We start from the raw sequence: 19149 nt of genomic DNA on the forward strand, positions 1-19149 counted from the left end.
AAAATGAACATGCAGTACAGAGAAATCGTAGCAGTAACTGGTTTAGGTGGGTTATTCCAATTGATAGCCAGTAAACAGGATGGCGCTATCGTTAGGTCGCTTGAAGATAAAAACACACGTTTTGTATCTTCTCGTATCCATAACTTTACCCCTTTGGAGAGCATTGAAGTATTTACAACTGGTGATAATGTAAACTTAGCGTCTGTTTTCAAATCAATGCAGGATCAAGAAGCAAATTTCCCATTGGTAGATGCTAAGGCTGATAATAATGCCATCAAATCTTATTTCAAAAACGTATTCCCAGAGTTCGACGAAGAACGCGTTTACGTTTCTGATATGAAGAAAATGGTAAAATGGTATGCTATCCTCAAATCAAATGAATTGTTGAACTTCGAAGAAATCTTCGCAGAAGAAACTGCTGAAGTAGCTGAAGAGGCTGCTCCTGCCACAGTAGAAGCTGCCCCGGTTGAAGAAGCGAAACCTAAAAAAGCAACGAAAGCTAAAAAAGAAGTAGCTGCAACAGATGATGCTGAAGCTGCAACTGAAGAAAAGCCTAAGAAAACGAGGGCTAAAAAAGCTACCGCTGCTGAAGGTGAAGGCGCAGAAGATGCTGCTCCAAAACCAAAAGCAACTCGCAAAAAGAAAACTACAGAAGAATAATTTTTCTTCCCTAAGGATATTATATCCCGATTCCAAACTTCCTGTAACCGCTGCCGTAATGTTTATTATATTGCCATTACAAGCGACCACAGGTAGTTTGGAATTTTTTTTATAGCAAAACTCACACATATAATGGACGCACATATAAAAGCATTGCCGCGCACTTTCCTGCCGGCAGATTTTACCGTTACCACTTGGGACGCTTTGCAACCTTACTTCGAAGCATTACAAAATCGCCCCATCAACAGCCTACAAGATTTAGAAAAATGGTTACACGATACCAGTGAATTAGAAGCCGTGATTAGTGAAGATGCTTGCTGGCGACAAATTAAAATGACTTGCGACACAACCGATAAATCGCTGGAAGAAGCTTTTGCCTACTTCTGCATGGAAATCCAACCCAAACTGCAGCCCTATGCAGATGCCCTCAATCGCAAACTGTTGGATTCCGAGTTTACGGCGCAACTCGACGAAAATATATACTTCCCGTACCTACGTAACGTACGCAAACAAGTAAAACTCTTCAACGAAAAGAATATCCCGCTACAAGCAGAACTCAGCGTAATGGCACAACAATACGGTGCTATTGCCGGTAAAATGACAATCGAGCTCGAAGGGAAAGAATATACTCTCCAACAAGCCGCCAAGTTTTTAGAAAGCAGCGACCGCACTCTTCGCGAAGCAGTTTTCACCAAAACCGGCGAACGCCGCTTACAAGACAAAGCTGCTCTTGACGAATTGTACACACAACTTGTACAAAAACGCCACGAAGTAGCGCTGAATGCCGGCTTCGAAAATTACCGCGACTATAAATTCGAAGAACTTGGTCGTTTTGAATACACGAAAGAGAATTGTTTCGAATTCCACCAAGCTATTAGGGAGCACATTGTGCCTTTAGTAAAGAAAATGACGGAGCGCCAGCAAGCTAAGTTAGGCCTGGATACTTTGCGCCCTTGGGATACCGAAGCAGAACCAGCTGGTATTAAACCATTGGAACCCTTCCAAACCGGCGAAGAGTTAATCGATAAAACCATCGCTTGTTTCCAAGAACTACGTCCTTTCTTTGCCGATTGCTTACGCGTGATGAAAGAAATGAAACGTGTTGACCTAGAAAGCCGCAAAGGCAAAGCACCTGGGGGATACAATTGTCCATTAGCCGAAACAGGTGTACCCTTCATTTTCATGAACGCCGCAGGCCAAATGAAAGATCTTACTACCATGGTACACGAAGGTGGTCATGCTATACACTCTTTCTTAAGTCACCATTTACCATTAACGGCCTTCAAAGAATACCCAATGGAGATCGCAGAGGTAGCGAGTATGAGTATGGAATTGTTAAGTATGGACTATTGGGATATTTTCTTCACCGATAAAGAACAATTGCGCCGTGCGAAACTGCAACAATTGGAACGTTCTATTAGCATATTCCCTTGGATTGCTATTATCGACCAATTCCAGCACTGGATTTACGAGCATCCACAACATACAGTAGAAGAACGCACCGCGAAATGGAATGCTATTCAAGATGAATACTCGAATGGTGTTGTAAATTGGAAAGGCTACGAAAATATTCGCGCCAATGCTTGGCAACGCCAACTTCACCTATTCGAAGTACCTTTCTATTACATCGAATACGGTATTGCTCAACTAGGTGCTATTGCTATGTGGAAACAATACAAAGAAAATCCACAACAAGCCCTCGATAACTACGAAAAAGCGCTTAGCCTAGGTTATACAAAAACACTCCGTCAACTCTACGAAGCTGCCGGTATTAAATTCGACTTCTCTCCCGCTTATGTAAAGGACTTAGCCGAATTCGTACAAGCGGAAATAGACAAAATTGCCTAATTACAAGTCATACTATAAAACTAAAAGTCTTCCCCCGGGAAGACTTTTTTATTGTCCATCGATCAAAGAATAATATTCATATCACCCACAGCACGCCACTAAACCCCAACAAACTTTCCTCCAAAAAGAACCCCGAACGGCCTTCACCATCTCTACACGCGAGACACCAAAGCCTAGTCATAGCCCTCATCCAACAGTCTTTATATGTAGAGATCCACCTTTCTTTGGTGAAACAAAGAAAGCAACAAGTAGGGTCAATACTAATTGAAAATAGCTGGCAGCACAGAAATCAAAAAAGGTTTTCCCACCAAAATGAGAAAACCTTTTATATAATAACGTAGTAAAAGAAGTTTATTTACAATCCTTACACACCCCACTTACCACTACCTCTACATTATTCATCGCATATCCACGTGGTAGCGCAATGCTCGGTACACTGGTATCATCCAAACATGTAGTAGTTCCACAAGCATCGCATTTAAAGTGTACGTGATGATCGTGGTGTTCATGTTCTTTACAATCTGATTTACAGATTGCGTAGCGAACAGATGTATCTGTTGTAGGAATTTTATGGATTAATCCTTTGTCTAAGAAGGTTTGTAATGTACGGTACACCGTAACGCGGTCGAAGCTTTTACCGGCTAATTTTTCAAAATCACCGTGTTCAAGCGCGCCGTTGCTTTTCAAAAACAACTCAAGAATTTTTACCCGTGTATCCGTAATGCTAAGATTACAAGTACGTAACCATCCTGCTATTTGCTCTTTTTGTTTTTGCGTTGTCATGGCATTATGGATTATTTTCTTCTCGCAAGCGTTGGATATCGTCGATCAATTTCTCTACGTCCGACTTCTTCGTGCCTTCATATAAACCACGAACTTGGCCTTCACCATCCACCAAAGCAAACCATTGCGTATGCACAAAATCTTCTGCACCTGTGTAAACGCCGTCGTCTACCATATAACTTTCTCTTGCGAGTTTATATAACGATTTCTTATCGCCTGTTAAAAACCACCAATTCTTAGAATCGGCATGGTGTTTCTCGGCATATGCTTTTAAAACAGGAACACTATCATTATCCGGGTCAACCGTATGTGATAAAATCAAAAAGCTAGTGTCGGTCTTATACTTCTCATATACTTTCTCCATGTTATCATTCATACGAGGGCATATACCTGTACAAGTCGTAAAGAAATACTCCGCTACGTAAAACTTCCCGTGTACATCTTTTTCTGTAATGGTTTTACCATCTTGATTCGTGAAGGAAAAACTCGGAATTTTATGTCCCGGCATACCCAAAACAGGCAGCCTTTCACGACCAAAATAAGTACCCCTCTCCCCCTTGATAACATAGGCCGCGTAACCTAAGAAGGCCGCACTCAGTGCAATGAAGAATACACCGTACCAAACCAGTTTTTTTGACATAGTTCCCTGCTGTTAATTAAATGAATACCCAAAGTTACTACAGAAACCGTCAATCACCATCATACAATAGTTAAATATACCTTATAGTGTTGTTAGTACTGGTTTCTACTACAAATTTAAAAATAATTTGCAACATTGTTGCAATAAAGTGTATGTTTGTAACTAGTCGGAATAATGAAATACGCGGTTTCATTCACTAATCGACTCATTTACAGTTTGTTTTATTATGCCGTTAGATGAAGGCAAGGAAATATTGAAATTATTTTTTAGATGAACCTAAAAAATAGTTAAGGGCCCTTCCTTGCCTTTCTTTTCCGCGCTACCATCATCAAAAAATATTACATGAAACGGAAACTTCCAGTAACAGTACTCAGCGGGTTCCTGGGTGCAGGTAAAACTACTTTACTCAACCACGTATTACATAACAAAGAAGGCCTTCGTGTTGCCGTTATTGTGAACGATATGGGTGAAGTGAATATCGATGCGAATTTTGTAAAGAACGAATCGGTCCTGCATCATACCGACGAGAAACTCGTGGAAATGAGTAATGGTTGTATTTGTTGCACTTTACGGGAAGATTTGCTGGTGGCGGTCGAAGAACTGGCCAAGGAACATAGATTTGATTACCTGTTGATCGAATCATCAGGGATTTCAGAACCCTTGCCTGTTGCACAAACTTTCTGCTACGTCGACGACCAGCTGCAAATCGACCTTAGCGCACATGCCAAATTGGATACACTTGTAACTGTTGTTGACGCTCGCCAATTCATAAAAGATTACAGTAGCGCCCAAACCGTTTACCAAGCCGGGATGAACGACGATATTGCCGATACACGTAGCATTGTAAACCTGCTAACCGACCAAGTAGAATTTGCCAATGTAATTATTGTTAACAAGGTAGATACCGTTGATGCCGCGCAACTAAAGGAATTAATGCTCGTCCTTCGCCAATTAAATGCCGATGCACATCTTGTACCTGCCGTGAATGGTGTGGTAGAACTATCACATATATTAAACACGGGCTTATTCGACTTCGAGAAAACATCCAGCAGCGCAGGATGGCAAGCGGCTTTGCAGGAAGAACATGTGCCCGAAACGGAAGAATACGGTATCACTTCATTCGTATTCCGAAGTAAATTACCCTTTCACCCGGCACGACTATGGCAATATTTGAATGAAGCCTGGCACCCCGCTATTCTTAGAAGTAAAGGCATCTTCTGGCTAGCCTCGCGTAGCAAAACTGCTTGCAATTGGAGCCAAGCGGGTGGTTCACTCAAAGCCGATATTGCCGGCACCTGGTGGAGCGAAGCCCAACACGGCAACGATTTCTCGCCCGAAGAATTAGCTGAAATTCGCGAAAACTGGCACCCCGTTTTCCACGATCGGTACAATGAAATCGTTATCATTGGTCAACACCTTCCACAAAAACAAATTGAACAAGATCTCCATAATTGCCTGTGTAACAATGATGAAGTGTTAGATTGGATCGCTGGAAAGCCTTTCTATGACCCATTTCCTTTATAAATATTTAGATTAGTCTAAATAATAATTTAGACAAGTATGTTCTTGACTTTTACCTTTGCCTTATATCAACATCAATATGAAGCAAAAAATTATACAACTATTCCTATTAGCCCTATCCCCTGTTTTAGTGCATGCGCAAGCCGGGCATATCAAAGGAAAGATATTGTCGGATTCCGTGCCTGTTCCCTATGCTAGCATTGGTGTATTAGGCACCAAGATCGGTGCATTGTCGGATGAGCAAGGTTTTTTTGAATTGAAAAATGTACCGATCGGTGCTAGGGAACTTGTTGTAAGTGCTGTAGGGTTTGAAAGATTCCTTCAAAAGGTACAGGTAAAAGAAGGCGCTTCGTCGGTACAAATAAATATTGCGGCTGTGGCTACAGGTTTAAGTGAAGTAGTGGTAAGTGGAACGTTGAAACCAGTGAGCAAAATGAAAAGTCCTGTGCCAGTGGAGGTATACACGCCGCTCTTCTTCCGCAAGAACCCCACGCCAAGTATATTCGATGCTTTGCAAAATGTGAACGGTGTTCGTCCACAAGTAAATTGCAATGTTTGTAATACCGGCGATATTCATATCAATGGCCTGGAAGGCCCCTACACAATGGTGATGATTGATGGAATGCCCATTGTAAGTGCTCTTTCCACGGTATATGGTTTAAGCGGCATTCCCAACAGCTTAGTAGAACGAGTAGAAATCGTGAAAGGCCCTGCCTCTACTTTGTACGGTTCCGAGGCTGTGGCTGGGCTTATCAATATCATTACGAAAGATCCATTACAAGCACCGATTGTAACTGCCGACATAATGGCAACTACTTGGAGAGAGGTGAATGCTGATATAGGTGTAAGGTTGAAAGCGGGGAAGAAAGCAAATGCCTTACTGGGTGTTAACTACTTCAACTATCAAAACCCAATCGATCATAATGGCGATGGCTTTACGGATTTAACGCAACAGCACCGCATTTCGCTGTTCAACAAATGGACCTTCGCCAGGAAGAACAACCGTATTGCTAATATCGCTGCGCGTTACTTCTATGAAGATCGTTGGGGAGGACAAATGAATTGGAACCGCCAATACCGCGGCTCTTCGGATGTGTATGGTGAAAGTATTTATACCAACCGCGTGGAAGTAATTGGTAACTATCAATTGCCTTCCACCGAAAAACTCATGTTCCAGTATAGCCTTAACTACCACGATCAAAACTCGGTGTACGGCGATACTTGGTTCCTGGCCACCCAAAAAATCGCATTTGCCCAACTAACATGGGATAAAGAAATTGGCCGCCATAGTTTGCTGGCAGGTCTACCCTTCCGGTATACTTGGTACGACGATAATACGGCCGCCACCATGAGAGAAGTAAATGGAAAGGATGAAAACAAACCCGATCGCACCTTCTTACCCGGCATATTCCTGCAAGATGAAATTGCGCTTTCAAGAGAACATACGCTCTTATTAGGCATGCGCTACGATTATAATTCTATCCATGGTAATATTCTTACCCCGCGTATTGCGTACAAATACAGTCCTAATTATAAACATACCTTCCGCTTAAATGCCGGTACGGGCTACCGTGTTGTGTCGCTGTTCACGGAAGACCATGCCGCCTTAACAGGGGCGCGCGATGTAATTATTAAGTCGGACTTGAAACCTGAGCGTAGTTGGAATGCTAACTTCAATTATGTGAACAAACTCAACATCGGCCGCACCTTCGTTAGTTTAGATTTCTCGGCGTTCTATACCCAGTTCTCCAATAAGATTATACCCGATTATACCACCAACTACCGGGCAATTATTTACGATAACCTCGATGGGCACGCGGTTTCGCAAGGTGTTAGTTTGAATGTAGATGTTTCATTCCCGTTCCCATTAAAGGTAATTGCCGGTACAACTTTGGTAGATGTATACCAGGTGAATAAAGTAGATGGAAAGGAAGTCAAATCCCAACCGCTTTTAACTGAGAAAGTATCTGCTACCTGGGCCATTACCTATACATTCAAAAGAATGGGATTGAGCGTAGATTACACTGGCAACCTCTATGGCCCTATGAAGCTGCCCCTTGTAAGTGATACGGATCCTAGGAAGCCCACTTCCCCGGTATGGTCCATCCAGAATATCCAATTATCGAAGAAGCTGGGTAAGCAATGGGAAATATATGGTGGGGTGAAAAACTTGCTGAACTACACGCCGCCGAAAAATGCTATTGCCCGCCCACACGATCCATTTAATAAATTGGTACAGTTCGATCCACAAGGTAATGTGGTACCTACGGCCGAAAACCCGTACGCGCTTACCTTCGATCCGAATTACGTATTTGCACCAAACCAAGGTATCCGCGGTTTCTTAGGTGCAAGGTTCACCATGAAATAAGCGTATTGTAAAAGCCACAATAAAAAAAGCCTGCATAAAGTTTTTACACTTTACTGCAGGCTTATACTATTATGGAGCAATTATTCTGCTAATTCTTCAAGTTCAATCCCACTTTTACGCCAAGGTGCAAGCTGGGTAATATACTTACCAGTTGGCCCCGGTCCTTCCGTAACATGTTATTGTCGACTTCTGTGTAGTTGTCGTACCGGTATACTTTCGCTCTTAAACCTACGCCTATATACGGGTCGAACACTAAACGTTGGCGCCTGTACTGGCGACCGAGTAGCAATTGGATACCGTATACATCCTTGTGCGCATCTTCTTTGTAGGTGGTATTATTGAAAACGTAGTCTTCTGCTGGGTAAAACACCCGTTTATAAAATAAGTTCGGTTGAAAATAAGTTCCGCTGGCATGTTGTGTGCCTTCGGGTGCGAAAATATACCAACGTAAACCAGCTCTGACCCCGAAGCCAATACCATCTACAAACTGTTCCGTGGTAATATTGGGTTTTTTCTGGCCAATGTCGATTCGTTTCGAAAGCACGTAATCGGGGTAATCGGTATAAATACCTGTAATGCCGATTTCCAAGCTCATTTTCGACGATAACTCTTGTTCAAGATAAAGATCCAGCTCGTTAATCAGCGTTGTAGGATTCACCTTGATGGTAGTGGTACGTCGTTTTGAACTTGTGTTGTCTTGTGCTTTCGCGCAAATATTACACGATAAAATAGTAATAAGGATGATAACAAGTTTCTTCATACGAATGAACATGAAAGGCCAACGGACCAGCAAAAATGGGCGCTGGTATCATATTAAATTATGACAATAATCGTTCCACAATTACGGGGAACCATTGATGTTCGAGTACTTGTACTTTCTTCGCTACATCGGTAGGAGAATCGGTTGAAAGCACTTCGCAGCGTTCTTGTAGAATGGGAGCACCTTCGTCGTAATGTTCGTTTACATAGTGAATGGTGATACCGCTTTCTTTTTCTTGTGCAGCCACTACTGCTTCGTGCACGAAGTGACCATACATCCCTTTACCACCGTATTTTGGTAAAAGTGCTGGATGGATATTGATGATTTTATTTGGAAAAGCTTGTACGAGGTTGGTAGGCACCTTCCATAGGAAGCCTGCCAATACAATTAAATCGATATTCGCTTCTTGGAGGAGCTTTACATAAGTATCGCCACGGAAGAACTGTTCCTTTTCGATGAGGATGGCAGGAATATTTTCTCGTTCCGCGATATCGAAGATCCCGGCACCGGGTTTATTACAAAGAATGTATTTTACGTTAACGGTTCCTTTCCCACGGAAGTGATCGATGATCTTTTGCGCATTACTGCCAGCACCTGAAGCGAAAATCGCGATATTTTTCATGGCTGCAAAAATAGGAAATGATTGCAAATTGGGGTGAATTCCGACAATAGATGCTGAAAACCAACGGACTACTATATAATAATATATAGATAGCCATTCTTTCACCACGCGCTCACCGACTTCCCACCGACTCCCTACCGACACTCTACCGACTCTCCTCCGACATTTTACCGACAAACCCCCAGTGTTAGTAAGGGTTAAGTAAGTCTTTTGTTGACATTTCACCGACATCACCTAAGCCAGTGGTGGGTTCCAGGGAGCGGTTTTTTTGATTTTTCTAATTATGTGCCGCAATTGGCCCCTTTGGGTGTTTTTTTGATAGTGTTTAATAGCGACTAGTCGAATAAGTGTTAAGTAAAGCCAAAGTCTTTCAAAGGCAGGGTAAAGTCTTTCAAAGGGAAGCCAAAGTCTCCCAAAGGCAAGTCAAAGGCATTTCAAAGGCTTTTCAAAGGGTCGTCAAAGGGAAGTCAAAGGGTTGTTAAAGGCTTTTGTATATATATGCACCTTGAAGGTGTGATTGCGACTAAATAAAAGAAGGTATGCGTAAACCAACATTTAGCATGTAGGTGGAAAACTATTCCGTACATGGTAAACCATTCAGCATTCAAACTTGTTAAACGGTAAGAGGTAAAACTGGTACTTGAACACCCAGGCAATCGGCATAAGGAAAAGAAGACCCAAAAAAGAACCAACAATCTAAGGGGGAGCATCAATGTACCGCCACTTTTTGTTTTCGAGAGATTTATCGCTTTACACGCTGTATAGACGGGGCATTACAACAAAAAACTAGCAACAGTCCATATTCCACCACGTGAAGAAATAATGACAATTTTCGTAGAAATATGATTTAAGTCAGGAAACGGAATTTTAACATTTACTAATTTGGTCGGGTTAAATTGGTAAGGAAGGCACTGTTTTGCAAAAGGCAAACTCTCAATCGCCAGGCTCGGCATATAGCGCGATAGATATTGTAATTTATAGTTGTTAACATCCAATCGCATAAGTATATCTTATACGTTGGGATGTTTGTTTACAACAAATCGTAGATGTTCGAATGGCTTTAAATCGGCTACAGCAAGGCTTTTCACTTCACTTTATTGAATTAACATTAGTTATTTATAAGCATATAGGCTAGTAAAAGTTTTTTAGGATTGTTGGGAAATTGTCAACATTCTGTCTTATTTTTGCGAGCACTTTTAAGGAATCTTTGGTCAAATCTAAACTAATATAGACTGTGTATCGTCGTGTTTCCATTCGTTTGCGCAAGCATTTTGTGAGTGTCTTTATCCTATGCGCTGGTCTAGTACTTTCAACATTGACTGTGAGTGCTGCTGATCCAGCTGCTGGTAAAGCCTTATTCCAGGCTAATTGCGCTAGTTGTCACAATGTTCATAAGAAATTAACCGGTCCTGCACTTGCTGGTGTAGAAGGTAGATGGGCAGATAAGAAATTGCTCCATGCTTGGATCAAAAACTCTCAAAAGGTACTAGCTACCGGTGATAAGTACGCGAATGATTTGTACTTGGCTTATAACAAAACAGCCATGACTTCGTTCGAGTCTTTCACTGACGCTGATATCGACAACATCCTTGCTTACGTAGCGGATGAAGAAAAAAAGGGAGCTGCTGGTCCAAAAGTAGAAGGTACAGCAACAGCAGCAGCTGCTGATGATTCTTCTAGCAATAGCTTGATCTTCGGTATCGTTACCTTGATCTTAGCGGTTGTAGCGATCATCTTAATGCAAATCAACTCTAACTTACACAAGTTAGCAGCTGATAAAACTGGCGATAAAGTTCCAGAACCAGTTCCGTTCTACCGTAACAAAGCATACATCGCTTTAGTGATCGTAATATTATTCATGGTAGGTGGTTACTTTACTATTCAAGGTGCCATTGGCTTAGGTCGTCAACAAGACTATATGCCAGAACAACCTATCTTCTACTCTCACAAAGTACACGCTGGAATCAACCAGATCAACTGTTTGTATTGCCACTCTTCTGCAGAGAAAGGTAAAGTTGCTATGATTCCTTCTGAAAACGTGTGTATGAACTGTCACAAAGCTATCAACGAGTATACAGGTCCAGACTTGTTTACTGCTGAAGGTAAAAAAGTGAACGGTACAGCAGAAATCCACAAATTATACGACGCGATCGGTTGGGATGCTAGCGCTCAGAAATATACGAAGCCTGGTAAACCTATCGAATGGGTTAAAATCCACAACTTACCTGATCACGTTTACTTCAACCACTCTCAACACGTAGTTGCCGGTAAAGTACAATGTCAAACTTGTCACGGCCCTATCCAAGAAATGGATGAAGTTCATCAGTTCGCTGACCTTTCAATGGGATGGTGCGTAAACTGTCACCGTACTACTAAAGTTCAGTTCGCTGATAACAAATACTACAGCATTTTCGAAAAATTACACGAAGACATCAAGAATAAGAAAATTGACAGTGTAACAGTAGAAATGGTTGGTGGTACTGAATGTCAAAAATGTCACTACTAATACTCTGAGCAACGGTTGCATAAATTACTTTATGCAACCATTGTTTTGGAACCTGGTATAAGAAGCGTGCCTTACGTCTGAACTGATAAGGAAGGGGCGCGAGAAGAAAGAACAAATTGTAAATCGTAACTCGTTAATAATAACATGGAGCAAAAAAAGTATTGGAAAGGCTTGGAGGAGTTGCACAATACCGCTTCGCATCAAGAAGCTGTGGCTAACGAATTCAGGGACGAACTCCCTTTTGAAGAGAGTGAAAGCCTGTTGAATGCTACTACCCCTCGTAGGGATTTCTTAAAATACCTAGGGTTTACCACAGCTGCCGCTACAATTGCTGCGAGCTGCGAAATCCCGGTTAAGAAGGCCATTCCTTATGTAAATAAACCAGAAGATATTACGCCTGGTGTACCGAATTTATATGCTTCAACTTACGTTCAAGATGGGGAATTCGTACCTGTAGTTGTTAAAACTCGTGAAGGTCGCCCGATCAAGATTGAAGGTAATGACTTGTCAACTGTAACCGGTGGTTCTACAACTGCGCGTGTACAAGGTTCTGTATTGGGCTTGTACGACGTAGCACGTTTACGTTTCCCGGCTATCAATAGCAAACCAGGTAATAAAGATGGTTTGCAAGAGCAAGGTTTTGCTGAAATCGACAAAGCTATTTTGGCTGCTTTAGCAGGTAAAACAGCGGTTTTGTTGACTTCAACTATTACCTCTCCTTCTACTAAAAAAGTAATTGGTGAGTTCTTGGCGAAATACCCAGGCTCTCGTCATGTTACATATGATACAGTTTCTTACGCAGGTATGATCCTCGCGAATGAAGCTTCTTACGGTAAAAGAGCTTTGCCTTCTTACCACTTCGAAAACGCTAAAGTAGTAGTTAACTTCGGTGCCGATTTCTTAGGTACTTGGTTAAACCCTGCTGAGTTTACGAAACAATTCGGCGAAACCCGTAAGATCAACCAAGCGAAACCAGAAATGTCTAAACATTTTGCTTTCGAAAGCACAATGAGCTTAACTGGTGCAAACGCTGATGAAAGATATACACACAGACCATCTGAATTAGGTGCTGTGGTATTGAACTTGTACGCTGCTTTGGGTGGTGCGGTTTCTGCGCCAGCTATCAGCGATGCACGTTTGAAAGAAGGTATCGCGAAAGCTGCAAAAGCGATCAAAGAAAACCAAGGCAAAACGCTTGTAGTTGCTGGTTCTAACGATGTGAATATCCAAATCATCGTGAACGCTATCAACAACCTCGCAGGTGCTAATGGTACTACTATCGATTGGAACACAACCGCTAACTACCGTCAAGGTATCGATAGCGACATGGTGAAATTGGTAGAAGACATGAACGCTGGTACTGTAGGTGCATTATTAGTATACGGTGCAAACCCAGTATACGATTACTTCGATGCAGCTAAGTTCAAAGCCGGTTTAGCGAAAGTAGCGACTACTATCTCTTTCAACGATCGTTACGACGAAACAACTGAATTAGTTAAATACATTGTACCTGCTCACCATTACTTGGAAAGCTGGGGTGATGTTGAAGCTAAATCTGGTTATTATAGCTTCATCCAACCAACAATCGCGCCATTGTTCAAAACAAGAGCATTCGAGCAATCATTGTTGACTTGGACTAGCAACCCAACTGTTTGGGAAGACTACTTAAAATCTGCGTGGATCGCTAAATTAGGTTCGCAAGAAGCATGGGATAAAGCATTGCAAGACGGTGTGATTGAACCAGCTACTGCGCCTGCTTTAGGTGGTGCTACATTCAGCGGCAATGTTGCTGATGCAGCTGCTAAAATTCCTACGAAGAAAGGTGGCGAATTGGAATTGGTATTGTATGAAAAAGTTGCCATCGGTAATGGTAAAGAAGCCAACAACCCATGGTTACAAGAAATGCCTGATCCAATCACGCGCTCTACTTGGGATAACTACGCTTTAATTTCTAACACGCTCGCTAAAAAATTAAATAGCCGCGTATTAGGTGACGACTATGAAATTCATGCTGAGAAAAAAGTATTGAAAATCAAAGCTAACGGCAAAGAAGTTGAATTACCATTGTTGATCCTTCCAGGTATCCACAAAGAAGTAATCGCTATCGCTGTTGGTTACGGTCGTGGTAAAAAAGAAAATATCGGTAAAGCTGCGGGTGAAGTTGGTCAAAACGCTTATCCATTCGTATCCTTTAACGGTACTACCTTCGATTACTTCAGCACATCTGCAACTGCTGAAGACGCAGGTAAAATGTATCCAATCGGTTTAACACAAACTCACAATAGCTACGAAGGTCGCCCTATCGTTAAAGAAACTACTTTGGAAGAATTCATCAAGAATCCTAAAGAAGTAAATGCTGATAGAGAGGCGTTAGAGCACTATGGTAAAGATTTCCGTAGAGATGCTACTTTGTACAGAGATCAACACACAAACCTCGGTATTAAATGGGGTATGTCGATCGACTTGAACACTTGCTTCGGTTGCGGTGCTTGTACAATCGCTTGTCAAGCTGAAAACAACGTATCTGTAGTAGGTAAAGAACAAGTTGTGTTAGCACACGAAATGCACTGGCTCCGTATCGATCGTTACTTCAGTGGCGACGAAAACAATCCAGAAGTAGTGTTCCAACCAATGCTTTGTCAACACTGTGACAACGCACCTTGTGAAAACGTTTGTCCTGTAGCAGCAACAAACCACAGTTCTGAAGGTATTAACCAGATGGCTTACAACCGTTGTATCGGTACACGTTATTGCGCGAACAACTGTCCTTACAAAGTTCGTCGCTTTAACTGGAGAGACTGGAACGGTGCTGATAGCTTTGAAGGTAACTTGCACGACACTGGCGATATGAACGACGATTTAACACGTATGGTATTGAACCCAGATGTAGTGGTTCGTGCACGTGGTACAATGGAAAAATGTTCATTCTGCGTACAGCGTTTACAAGATGCGAAATTGGCTGCTAAGAAAGCGGGTCACCCAATGAAAGATGGTGCTGCTAAAACTGCATGTCAACAAGCATGTTCAGCTGATGCGATCGTATTCGGTAACGTAAACGATAAAGACTCTGCTATTTACAAGTTGAGAAACGAATTACAAACAGATCGTTTGTACTACGTATTGGAAGAAACGCACGTGTTGCCTTCTATCAACTACTTGGCAAAAATCAGAAACAAAGATGCTGCACCTAAAGCAGAAGCTCACGGTCACGGAGCGGAAGCGCACAAAGAGGCGGCTCATCACTAACATAACTTTTTAGCAAGGTGCCTCAGGTACCTTGCTAAATTCAAAGGAAGAGAACAGGATTAAAAAAGTAACGGCTAGTAGTGTAAACAATTATTGGCTAAAAGCTTAAAACACTATGCATTTAAAGTACGAATCCACACTGAGAGAACCATTAGTAGATGGGGTTAAGGATTATCACCAGGTAACGGAAGATATCATTGCTCCTATTGAAGCCAAACCTGGTAAACTGTGGTATGTAGGCTTTGCTATTTCGATAGTATTATTGTTATTCGGTGTCTTCTCTGTAACCTGGGAAGTTTACTACGGTACAGGTGTGTGGAACTTGAATAAGACCATTGGTTGGGGTTGGGATATTACCAACTTCGTATGGTGGGTAGGTATCGGTCACGCCGGTACATTGATTTCCGCCATCTTAATGTTATTCCGTCAAGGCTGGCGTACAGGTGTAAACCGTGCAGCTGAGGCGATGACCATCTTCGCGGTAATGTGTGCGGGCCAGTTCCCGATCTTCCACATGGGTCGTGTATGGATGGCATTCTTCGTATTACCTTATCCAAATACGCGTGGCCCATTATGGGTGAACTTTAACTCACCATTGTTGTGGGACGTATTTGCGATCTCTACTTACTTCACAGTATCGTTGTTGTTCTGGTATTCAGGTTTGATTCCAGATTTCGCCACTGTACGTGATAGAGCAAAAACTAAATTACGTAAGTTATTATACGGTGTTGCTTCATTTGGTTGGACTGGTTCTACCAAACACTGGCAACGTCACGAGGCATTATCATTAGTATTGGCAGGTTTATCTACGCCGTTGGTACTTTCTGTACACACGATTGTATCTTTTGACTTTGCTACTTCTGTAATTCCTGGTTGGCACACCACTATCTTCCCTCCTTACTTCGTAGCAGGTGCGATCTTCTCTGGTTTCGCGATGGTGCAAACCTTGTTGATCATCTGTCGTAAAATCATGGGCTTGGAAGATTACATCACGATGGGTCACATCGAAGCGATGAACAAGGTGATTGTATTAACGGGTTCTATTGTGGGTGTTGCTTACTTAACCGAGTTGTTTATGGCTTGGTACGGTGGTAACCCATACGAATTCGATACTTTCTACAAATTCCGTGCAGCTGGTCCTTTAGGTTGGTCTTACTGGATCATGATGTCTTGTAACGTAATTTCTCCACAGGTGTTCTGGTTCCGTAAAATGAGAAGGAACATCGCTGTAACGTTTGTGATGTCTATCATCGTAAACATCGGTATGTGGTTCGAACGTTTCGTAATTATCTGTACTTCATTGTACCGTGACTATTTACCATCGAGCTGGTCGTACTACCGTCCATCTTGGCCTGAGTTAGGTTTCTACATTGGTACATTTGGTTTATTCTTTACATGCTTCTTCTTATTCTCTAAATACTTCCCAGTAATTGCGGTTGCGGAAATTAAGAGCATCCTCAAAGTGAGCGGTGAAAGTTATAAGAATAAAATGGTGGCGTTGGAAGAATCTAGCATCGAGAAATTCGAGCACGACGCTCATCACCACTAGTAGTTAGGATGTGGTGTAATTGAAGAAGTGAAGAGAAACATCTACTACAAACCAGGAAAGAAACAGTATTAAAAGGAATTTGAATTTATCAATCATATGGCTGTAAAAAAATTTGTTGTCGGAAGCTTTGATGATGAAGCAGTATTGTTTCCAGCAGTGAAGAAAGTGAGAACTGCGGGTTACAAGATTCACGACGTATACACGCCTTTCCCAATCCATGGTTTAGACCATGCAATGGGTTTACGTGAAACTAGCTTGCATACAGCGGGTTTCATTTATGGTATCACAGGTACCACAACGGCATTATCATTCATGAGCTGGGTGTTTACAACAGACTGGCCAATGAACATTGGTGGTAAGCCACACTTCCCATTACCTGCATTCATCCCGATTACTTTCGAGTTAACAGTATTATTTGCAGCAGTGGGTATGGTACTTACATTTTGTTATCTCTGCCAATTGGCACCATTCGTAAAGAAACACATCTTCCACCCTCGTCAAACAGATGATTTGATGATTATGGCGATCGAGGTTACTGAAAAAACGAATGCAGAAGAAGTGAAAGCGTTTTTAGCGAGCGTTGGTGCAAAAGAAATCAACGAGCAAGTAGCTGAAACTGGCTGGTGGTTTGGTAGGTATGACAAAGAAGATACCTTCTATAATAAAGCAGTAACTGCTTAATATTCAACTAATAAGACTAGAAAGTAAGTAATAAATAAATTGATGAAAAGGACTTCCAACATATTGATTGTAGCTGCTTTGGCTGGCGGAGCACTCCTAGCAGCTTGCGGCAAGGATCACAGAAAGCCCGGCAAGATTTATATGCCAGATATGTACGAATCCCGCGCATATGAATTTTATAATGGCAAATTAGCCAATATGAAGCCCGTGGAAGGTACAGTGAAAAGAGGGGAAATGTTGCCTTACCATTTGAAAGAAGCAGATACTGCACAGGCAAACGCAATGAAGAATCCACTGGTGAACTTAACTGCGGCTGACCTTGCAGAAGGTAAACGCTTATTTGATATTTACTGTGGTATCTGCCATGGTCAAAAATTGGATGGTAACGGACCTCTTTACAATGGTGGTTCTGGTCCATACTCTGCTGCTCCAGCTAACTTCTTAGCAGGTAAAGTAGCAGCGTACTCTGAAGGACGCATCTTCCATGTTATTACTTACGGTTTCAACATGATGGGTAGCTACGCTAGTCAACTCGATAGAGAACAACGTTGGAAAGTAGTTGCTTATATTAAGAGCGTACAACATCCGGAAACTGCGGTAGTAGCAGCAGCAGCACCAGCAGCAACGGCAGACTCAACTGCTAAGTAATTAGCGGTTTATTAATTAACAGAATTTCTATTAAGTATTTTAATATACAGTAATGAAAGACCAATTTGTAGTACCGGCAAGATTTAAAACGACCAGCTTCGTGCTTTTGGCTATTGGCTTGCTGACTTTATTGATCGGGTTCTTCGTATTTCATGGCGAACATAGTACACGTTTTTGGGCAGGTTTGTTGCAAAACGTATCATTCTTCATGTTGGTAACGCTTGCGAGTACCTTTTTCATTGGCGTTACAACCCTGGCTCATGGCGGTTGGCAAATCAGCTTCCGTAGGGTACCAGAAGCTATTTCAATGGTAGTGCCAGTAATGGCAATTATCACTTTCGTAGTTTTAATGGCAATTGTTTATGGTGGTCAAGAACACATCTACCACTGGGTAAACAAAGAGCACGTTGAACACGATCGCTTATTAAGTTGGAAAAGCGCATTTTTAAATCCTACCTTCTTTACAGTAGCCTTAGTTTTAACTTTAGGTCTTTGGTCATTCTTTACGGTGAAAATTCGTAGAATGTCGTTAGAAGAAGATACATGGACAATGACACCAGACTTAAGCAAGAAATTGGTTTGGAGAAACACCGTTTGGTGTGCAGGTTTCATTGTAGTATTCTCTTTGAGCGTTGGTTCTACTACACCATGGTTGTGGTTGATGAGCATTGATGCCCATTGGTTCTCAACTATGTACAGCTGGTACACATTTGCTTCTACTTGGGTATCTGGTATCGCTGTAATCGTTTTGTTCGTAGTTTATTTGAAATCAAAAGGCTACTTACCAAACGTAAACGAAGAGCATATGCATGACCTTGGTAAATTCTTATTTGCATTCAGCATTTTCTGGACTTACCTCTGGTTCTCACAATATATGTTGATCTGGTACGCGAATATGCCTGAGGAAACAGTTTACTTCCAACCACGTGTTTGGGGTGAATTCAGACCTGTATTCTTCCTTAACTTGATCGTTAACTTTATTGTGCCGTTGTTATTCTTGATGAAACGTAGCGTTAAACGTAACTATACAGCACTTGTATTCATTTCTGTATTGATCATTGTTGGTCACTGGGTGGATTTCTTCCAAATGGTAGCACCGGCAACTTCAAACAATGAATTACATTTCCCATGGTTTGAGTTAGGTATTGGTGTTGGTTTTGTTGGTTTGATCATGCTATTAGCTGGTCGTCAATTAACAAAAGCGCCTTTAACACCAAAAAATCATCCTTACTTAAGAGAATCAATCATTCACCACACCTAATCGTGTGTTGGGATTGTAAGTAAGAAACAACGTAAAGCAATTAGATAACTTAATTA

The 19149-nt window shown here is 41.9% G+C and carries 14 protein-coding genes; 10 read left to right on the forward strand and 4 right to left on the reverse strand.

What is annotated here, in order from left to right:
• Positions 1-9 precede the first annotated feature (9 nt).
• Both LX64_RS19250 and LX64_RS19255 read left to right on the forward strand, forming a co-directional pair.
• A complete protein-coding gene (locus LX64_RS19250; protein ID WP_111599367.1) occupies positions 10-660 on the forward strand; it encodes a DUF5606 family protein in 651 nt (216 codons plus the stop codon).
• Between the two features lie 132 nt (positions 661-792).
• Positions 793-2508, forward strand: a complete 1716-nt coding sequence (locus LX64_RS19255) for a M3 family oligoendopeptidase (protein ID WP_111599326.1) — start codon at positions 793-795, stop codon at positions 2506-2508.
• A 351-nt stretch (positions 2509-2859) separates the two neighbouring features.
• Here LX64_RS19255 and LX64_RS19260 read toward each other — a convergent pair whose 3' ends face one another.
• Both LX64_RS19260 and LX64_RS19265 read right to left on the reverse strand, forming a co-directional pair.
• Positions 2860-3291, reverse strand: coding sequence for a Fur family transcriptional regulator (locus LX64_RS19260; RefSeq protein ID WP_111599327.1), 432 nt, complete (start codon positions 3289-3291; stop codon positions 2860-2862).
• Positions 3292-3295: 4 nt separating this feature from the next.
• The gene (locus LX64_RS19265) at positions 3296-3931 is read right to left on the reverse strand and encodes an SCO family protein (protein WP_111599328.1); all 636 of its coding nucleotides are present in this window, start codon (positions 3929-3931) and stop codon (positions 3296-3298) included.
• 342 nt (positions 3932-4273) lie between these two features.
• Between LX64_RS19265 and LX64_RS19270 the strand changes: the two genes are divergently transcribed.
• Positions 4274-5455, forward strand: a complete 1182-nt coding sequence (locus LX64_RS19270) for a GTP-binding protein (RefSeq protein WP_111599329.1) — start codon at positions 4274-4276, stop codon at positions 5453-5455.
• Positions 5456-5531: 76 nt separating this feature from the next.
• Positions 5532-7820 (forward strand): TonB-dependent receptor, encoded by a 2289-nt coding sequence (locus LX64_RS19275; protein WP_111599330.1) that lies wholly within the window; start codon positions 5532-5534, stop codon positions 7818-7820.
• Positions 7821-7908: 88 nt separating this feature from the next.
• Here LX64_RS19275 and LX64_RS19280 read toward each other — a convergent pair whose 3' ends face one another.
• Positions 7909-8580 carry a hypothetical protein gene (locus tag LX64_RS19280; RefSeq protein ID WP_148707392.1) on the reverse strand — a complete coding sequence of 224 codons (672 nt, stop codon included), beginning with the start codon at positions 8578-8580 and terminating at the stop codon, positions 7909-7911.
• A gap of 58 nt (positions 8581-8638) precedes the next feature.
• The gene (gene purN / locus LX64_RS19290; RefSeq protein ID WP_111599332.1) at positions 8639-9202 is read right to left on the reverse strand and encodes a phosphoribosylglycinamide formyltransferase; all 564 of its coding nucleotides are present in this window, start codon (positions 9200-9202) and stop codon (positions 8639-8641) included.
• Between the two features lie 1321 nt (positions 9203-10523).
• Between purN and LX64_RS19295 the strand changes: the two genes are divergently transcribed.
• From LX64_RS19295 to LX64_RS19320, 6 genes are all read left to right on the forward strand, one after another.
• The gene (locus LX64_RS19295; protein ID WP_245952737.1) at positions 10524-11708 is read left to right on the forward strand and encodes a c-type cytochrome; all 1185 of its coding nucleotides are present in this window, start codon (positions 10524-10526) and stop codon (positions 11706-11708) included.
• Between the two features lie 144 nt (positions 11709-11852).
• Positions 11853-14954, forward strand: a complete 3102-nt coding sequence (locus LX64_RS19300; protein ID WP_111599333.1) for a TAT-variant-translocated molybdopterin oxidoreductase — start codon at positions 11853-11855, stop codon at positions 14952-14954.
• Between the two features lie 115 nt (positions 14955-15069).
• Positions 15070-16503 (forward strand): NrfD/PsrC family molybdoenzyme membrane anchor subunit, encoded by a 1434-nt coding sequence (gene nrfD / locus LX64_RS19305; protein ID WP_111599334.1) that lies wholly within the window; start codon positions 15070-15072, stop codon positions 16501-16503.
• Between the two features lie 96 nt (positions 16504-16599).
• Positions 16600-17184: a DUF3341 domain-containing protein gene (locus tag LX64_RS19310; protein WP_111599335.1), complete on the forward strand. Its 585-nt coding sequence runs from the start codon at positions 16600-16602 to the stop codon at positions 17182-17184.
• 42 nt (positions 17185-17226) lie between these two features.
• Positions 17227-17832: a c-type cytochrome gene (locus LX64_RS19315; RefSeq protein WP_148707393.1), complete on the forward strand. Its 606-nt coding sequence runs from the start codon at positions 17227-17229 to the stop codon at positions 17830-17832.
• Between the two features lie 52 nt (positions 17833-17884).
• Positions 17885-19093 carry a quinol:cytochrome C oxidoreductase gene (locus LX64_RS19320; RefSeq protein ID WP_111599337.1) on the forward strand — a complete coding sequence of 403 codons (1209 nt, stop codon included), beginning with the start codon at positions 17885-17887 and terminating at the stop codon, positions 19091-19093.
• Positions 19094-19149: the final 56 nt, after the last annotated feature.

The sequence above is a fragment of the Chitinophaga skermanii genome (genome assembly GCF_003259335.1).
GTDB classification, from domain to species: Bacteria; Bacteroidota; Bacteroidia; order Chitinophagales; family Chitinophagaceae; genus Chitinophaga; species Chitinophaga skermanii.